This window comes from Stenotrophomonas sp. HMWF023, from assembly GCF_003060985.1.
GTDB classification, from domain to species: domain Bacteria; phylum Pseudomonadota; class Gammaproteobacteria; order Xanthomonadales; family Xanthomonadaceae; genus Stenotrophomonas; species Stenotrophomonas lactitubi.
Genome location: NZ_QAIJ01000051.1, coordinates 1 through 5,324 on the forward strand (window position 1 = coordinate 1; position 5,324 = coordinate 5,324).

4 protein-coding genes are annotated in these 5,324 nt (G+C 68.5%); all 4 read right to left on the minus strand.

Going from position 1 to position 5,324, the window contains the following annotated elements; translation table 11 throughout:
- Positions 1-228: 228 nt before the first annotated feature.
- Positions 229-942, minus strand: coding sequence for a response regulator transcription factor (locus DBR20_RS02100; protein ID WP_025879418.1), 714 nt, complete (start codon positions 940-942; stop codon positions 229-231).
- Complete coding sequence (locus DBR20_RS02105) at positions 923-3,583, minus strand: sensor histidine kinase KdpD (RefSeq protein ID WP_108265023.1); 2,661 nt, start codon at positions 3,581-3,583, stop codon at positions 923-925. Before DBR20_RS02105 ends, DBR20_RS02100 begins: the two co-directional genes overlap by 20 nt.
- A 51-nt stretch (positions 3,584-3,634) precedes the next feature.
- Positions 3,635-4,279 (minus strand): potassium-transporting ATPase subunit KdpC, encoded by a 645-nt coding sequence (gene kdpC, locus DBR20_RS02110; protein ID WP_100461950.1) that lies wholly within the window; start codon positions 4,277-4,279, stop codon positions 3,635-3,637.
- Positions 4,276-5,324: potassium-transporting ATPase subunit KdpB (kdpB, locus tag DBR20_RS22510; protein WP_258223156.1), on the minus strand; the 1,049-nt coding region annotated here is incomplete at its 5' end. The genes kdpC and kdpB, both read right to left, overlap by 4 nt.

Here is a 5,324-nt window from a genome sequence, read left to right on the forward strand (position 1 = left end):
GTAAGCTCGGTCGCCGCATCCATGCGGCTCACGCCCCCGCAACCGGACCCACCCCGCCTTCGACAGATCTCCGCGATCTGCCGGAATGGTATGGCCTGCTCTTGGTAGGTGTCGACCTTGGTCGACACAGTAGATCCACGCCATGCGTGGATGTTCTTCAATGGATGTCCATCCACGCATGGCGTGGATCTACTTGTCTGGTGGGTGCCGACCGTTGGTCGGCACACCTCACCCCTTGAACCGCAAACCCACACCCGGTTCGGTGAACAGGTAGCGTGAATCCAGCGCCGAGTCGCCCAGCTTGTGCCGCAGCTTGCCGACCAGGATGCGCAGGTAGTGGGTGTCGTGCTGGTGGGTGGGTCCCCAGATTTCCTGCAGGATCTGCGGCTGGGTCACCACGCGCCCGGCATTGCGCAGCAACAGCGACAACAGCGCGTACTCCTTGCGGGTCAACGCCACCAGCTCGCCGTCGATCGCCACTTCGCGGCGAACCAGGTCCACGTGCAGGTGGCCATCGTCGAACACCGGCGGCGTGCCATCGGTCGGTACGCTGCGTGTGCGCAGCAGCGCCCGCACCCGCGCCATCAGCTCCTGGGTACCGAAGGGTTTGGTCACGTAGTCGTTGGCGCCGTTGTCCAGTGCACGCACCTTCTCGGTTTCACCGGCACGCACGGTCAGCATGATCACCGGCACCTGGCTCCACTGCCGCAGCTGCTCCAGCACCTCATGACCTTCCATGTCCGGCAGGCCAATGTCCAGGATCACCAGGTCCATGTCCTCGCTGGCGGCCATCTGCAGGCCTTCCTGGCCGGTCGCGGCCTGGCGCACCTGGTAGCCCTGCGCGCGCAGGCTGATGTCCAGGAACCGGCGGATCTGGGTTTCATCGTCGATCACCAGCACGCGCGGGGCCGGCGCGCTGGCGTCAGTCGGGGTCGGACTCATCGTGGGAGGCTGGCTTGAGAAGGGGCAGGGTGATGCGGATCAGGGTACCGCGACCGTCGCGCCCGGGCAGCGCCTGCACGCTGCCGCCATGCGCACCGATCATGCCCTGGCAGATGGTCAGGCCCAGGCCGGTGCCGTGGCGGCCGCGGTCGCCGCGTTCGACGCTGTAGAACATGTCGAAGATACGCGCGCGCTCGTCGTCGGGAATGCCGGGGCCGGCATCGATCACGTCGATACGCAGCTGACCATCCAGTTCGCGCGCCAGCACCTGCACGGCGGCATCGGCCGGCGAAAACTTGGCGGCGTTCTCCATCACATTGAACACTGCCTGCTCGACCAGTGCCGGATGCACCCAGATCGGTGCCAGCGTCGCCGGAATATCCAGCTCCAGCCGGACCTTCGGCTGGTAACGCTGCAGGCGGCGGGCGGCCGAACCAATCAGCTCATCCACGCCTATCCAGTCGCGATTGATCTTCAGGCCCTCGTGGCCCAGCCGGGTCATGTCCAGCAGGTTCTGGATGTAGCGGTCCAGGCGCTCGCCTTCGACCAGGATGGTGTCCAGCAAGGCGCGGCGGTCGGCCAGATCCATTGCCGCACCGTAGCTGGCCAGACTGTCGGCCGAGCCGATCATCGCCGCCAGTGGCGAACGCAGGTCGTGCGACACCGAGGAGAGCAGGGCAGAGCGCAGCCGTTCGGTCTCGTTGCTGACGTGCGCCTGTTCCAGCTCGGCCACCAGGCGCGTGCGCAACGCGGCCTGGGCGATGTCATCGACCATCGCTTCGGCCAGTTGACGCTGTTCGGGCAGCAGCCGCGCCTGCGCACCCGGCAGGTACAGGCCGGCCACGCCGATCGCACGGTCTTCGCCGTCCAGCAGCGGCAGGAACCACCATTGCGCGCCAGCGAGGGTATCGGTGAAGCGGCCACTGGGCTGGCCATGGCGCAGGGCCCAATCGGCCGCCGCCAGATCGGTGTCACCGGGCAGGTGACGGCCACCGGCCGCGATATCGGCGCCGATCCGCAGCCATGCCGGAACATCCATGGCCTGTTCCAATGCCTGCCGCCCGGCCTGCGCCACTTCACCGTTGCCAGCCGCACTGGCCAGTTGTCGGCCCAGCTGCTGACGCGCGCGCGCATGGCGGTTGGCCGCACGCAGGGCGATCACCTGCATGCGCAGCCGCGACGCAAGGCGTCCGGCGACCAGTGCCGCCGCCAGGAACAGGAACACGGTGATCACGCCCTGCCGCGCGCCGATGGCGAAGGTGAAGCGCGGTGCGATGAACAGGAAGTTGTAGGCGAGGAAGCACAGGATCGCCGCCATCACCGCGACGCTGGCGCGGGTGCGCGCGGCGACCAGCACCACGGCCACGATGAACACCATCGACAGATCGGCCATGCCCACCCAGCGTTCGGCCAGCCACGCCACCAGGCAGGCCAGCGCGGTAGCCAACAGCGCCTGCAATGGTTCGTGGCTGATCCCACGCATCGGTGGCAGCAGCCCCTCACGACGGGAACGCGCACGCGCCTGCGGCGTGCTGATGATGGTGATCTCGTAGTGCGCGCCGCGCTGGATCAGCTGCTGGGTCAGCGTGCGGTTGAACATCCGCGCCAGTGGTCGCTCGCGGGTGCGGCCCAGTACCAGCGTCGACACGCCGTTGTGCGCGGCGTGGTCGAGCAATGCATCGGCGATGCTGGAGCCGTGCAGCAGCTCGGCTTCGCCACCCAGGCGGCGGGCCAGCGCGAACGCAGCATCGATCTCGCGCCGGGTTGCTTCGTCCTGGCGGCGTCCCTGCACCGTCACCACCGTCCACGGTGCATCGCGGCGTTCGGCGATGCGTCGCGCCACCCGCACCAGGTATTCACTCTGGCCACCGCCATCGATCGCCACCAGCACGCCACGTCGCAGCGGCAGATTGCTCTCACCGCGCGCGGCGCGTGCTTCGCGCAGGCTGCTGTCGACGCGGTCGGCCGCTTCCTGCATGGCCAGTTCGCGCAATGCGGTCAGATTGGCCGGTGAGAAAAACGCCTGCAGTGCCTGCGCGGCCTGCTCGGGCACGTACACCTTGCCCTGCTGCAGGCGCGCGATCAGTTCGCGCGGCGGCAGATCGACCAGCACGATGTCATGCAGGCGGTCGAGCACGCCGTCCGGGACCGTCTCGCTGACGCGCACGCCGGTGATGCGCATCACCACATCGTTGAGGCTTTCCAGATGCTGGATGTTGACCGTGGTCCAGACGTCGATGCCGGCGTCCAGCAGTTCCATCACGTCCTGCCAGCGACGTTCATGGCGGCTGCCCGGCGCATTGCGATGGGCCAGCTCGTCCACCAGCACCAGTGCCGGCCTGCGTGCCAGCACGGCGTCCAGATCCATCTCCTGCAGGTCGTGGCCATGGTAGGCCACCTCCTTCAGCGGCAGCCGTGGCAGGCCTTCCAGCAAGGCCTGGGTATCGGCACGGCCATGGGTCTCCACCAGCCCCACCACCAGGTCCACGCCACGGCGCAGCTGTTCCTGCGCACGGGTCAGCATCGCGTAGGTCTTGCCGACGCCCGGCGCAGCGCCCAGGAACACGGTGAGCTTGCCACCGGCTTCGCGTTGCAGGCCTTCCACCAGGGCGTTGGCCTGGCGGGTCCGCAGATCAGTCATGGGAGCCGCTGTCATGGCCGCCATTGTGCGCGCAGCGGGTGCAGGCCTGCATCACGGCGCGCGTGCCGCGTGGTCCAGGGCGAAGTTCAGTGTCACCACATTCACCCGTGGCTGGCCGAACACGCCCCATTGCCGGCCTTGCGTGTTGGCCTTCACCAGGGCCTGCACGCGCTCGACCGGCAGACCGCGCGCACGGGCCACGCGTGCCACCTGCAACTGGGCTGCCGCCGGCGACAACTGCGGATCGAGGCCGCCGCCGGACTGGGTGACCAGATCGGCAGGAACCTGCGCAGGCGCTACGCCTTCGCGCGCGGCCACTGCCGCAGTGCTCGCCGCCACGCGTTCGGCCAGCGCCGGGTTGCTGCGTGCCAGGTTGGAACCGGCCGCCGCCATCGGGTCGTAGTTGGCCGCCGACGGTCGTGCCTGGAAGTAGCCATCACCGGTGAACGGCTGCGACAGCCATGCCGAAGCACGCACCTGGCCGCTGCCATCACGCAGCAGGCTGCCTTCGGCCTGCGCCGGGAAGGACAGGCCGGCGAAACCGGTGGCGATGCCGGCGTAGACCGCACCGGCCAGCAGCAGGGTAGCCACGCCCAGGCCGATGGCCGGACGCCAGCTGGCGCCATCCTGCAGCGTGGCCACGCGCGCCTCGCTCTTCAGCTCGCGGGAAAGGGAAGGGGAGTCAGAACGGTTCATGCGCCGAATACCAGGACAAGAAGAAGGTCGATCAGCTTGATTGCCGCGAACGGCAGCAGCACGCCACCCAGGCCGTACACCAGCATGTTCCGGCGCAGCAGCGCCGTTGCGGTGGCCGGGCGGAAGCGCACACCGCGCAGTGCCAGCGGGATCAGGGCCGGAATCACCAGGGCATTGAAAATCAGCGCCGCCAGCACCGCATTGCGTGGGCTCGAAAGCTGCATCACATTCAATGCGGCCATCGCAGGAACCGTGGCGGCAAACAGCGCCGGCAGGATCGCGAAGTACTTGGACACATCGTTGGCCAGCGAGAACGTGGTCAGCGCGCCGCGGGTGATCAACTGCTGCTTGCCCACCTCCACCACCGCCAGCAGCTTGGCCGGATCCGAATCCAGGTCGACCATGTTGCCGGCCTCCTTGGCCGCCTGCGTGCCCGAGTTCATCGCCAGGCCGATGTCGGCCTGGGCCAGCGCCGGCGCATCGTTGGTACCGTCGCCGACCATTGCCACCAGGCGGCCACCGGCCTGCTCGGCACGGATGCGTGCCAGCTTGTCCTCGGGCCGCGCCTCGGCGATGTAGTCGTCCACACCGGCTTCGGCAGCGATCGCGGCGGCCGTCAGCGGGTTGTCGCCGGTGATCATCACCGTGCGGATGCCCATCGCCCGCAGCTGCGCGAACTTCTCGCGCATGCCGTGCTTGACCACGTCCGACAGTTCGATCACGCCCAGCACATGGCGACCCTCGGCCACCACCAGCGGCGTAGCACCGTTGCGTGCGACCTGGTCCACGCGCCCGGCCAGTTCGGCCGGCACGGTGCCGCCGAGCGCCTGCACATGGGCGCGGATCGCATCGGCGGCGCCCTTGCGGATCTGTCGGCCGTGCAGCAGGTCGACACCGGACATGCGGGTCTGCGCGCTGAAGGCCAGGTAGTCGGCCTGGTCCGGCTCAGCGGTGGTGCAGCCCTGCTCGCGGGCCAGGCGCACGATCGACTTGCCTTCCGGGGTCGGGTCGGCCAGCGAAGACAGTAGTGCCGCCTCACGCAGCT

Coding starts and splice junctions, on each gene's coding strand:
- kdpC (WP_100461950.1), bottom strand. CDS start 4,279: ATGAACCGTTCTGACTCCCCTTCCCTTTCCCGCGAGCTGAAGAGCGAG.
- DBR20_RS02105 (WP_108265023.1), bottom strand. CDS start 3,583: ATGACTGATCTGCGGACCCGCCAGGCCAACGCCCTGGTGGAAGGCCTG.
- DBR20_RS02100 (WP_025879418.1), bottom strand. CDS start 942: ATGAGTCCGACCCCGACTGACGCCAGCGCGCCGGCCCCGCGCGTGCTG.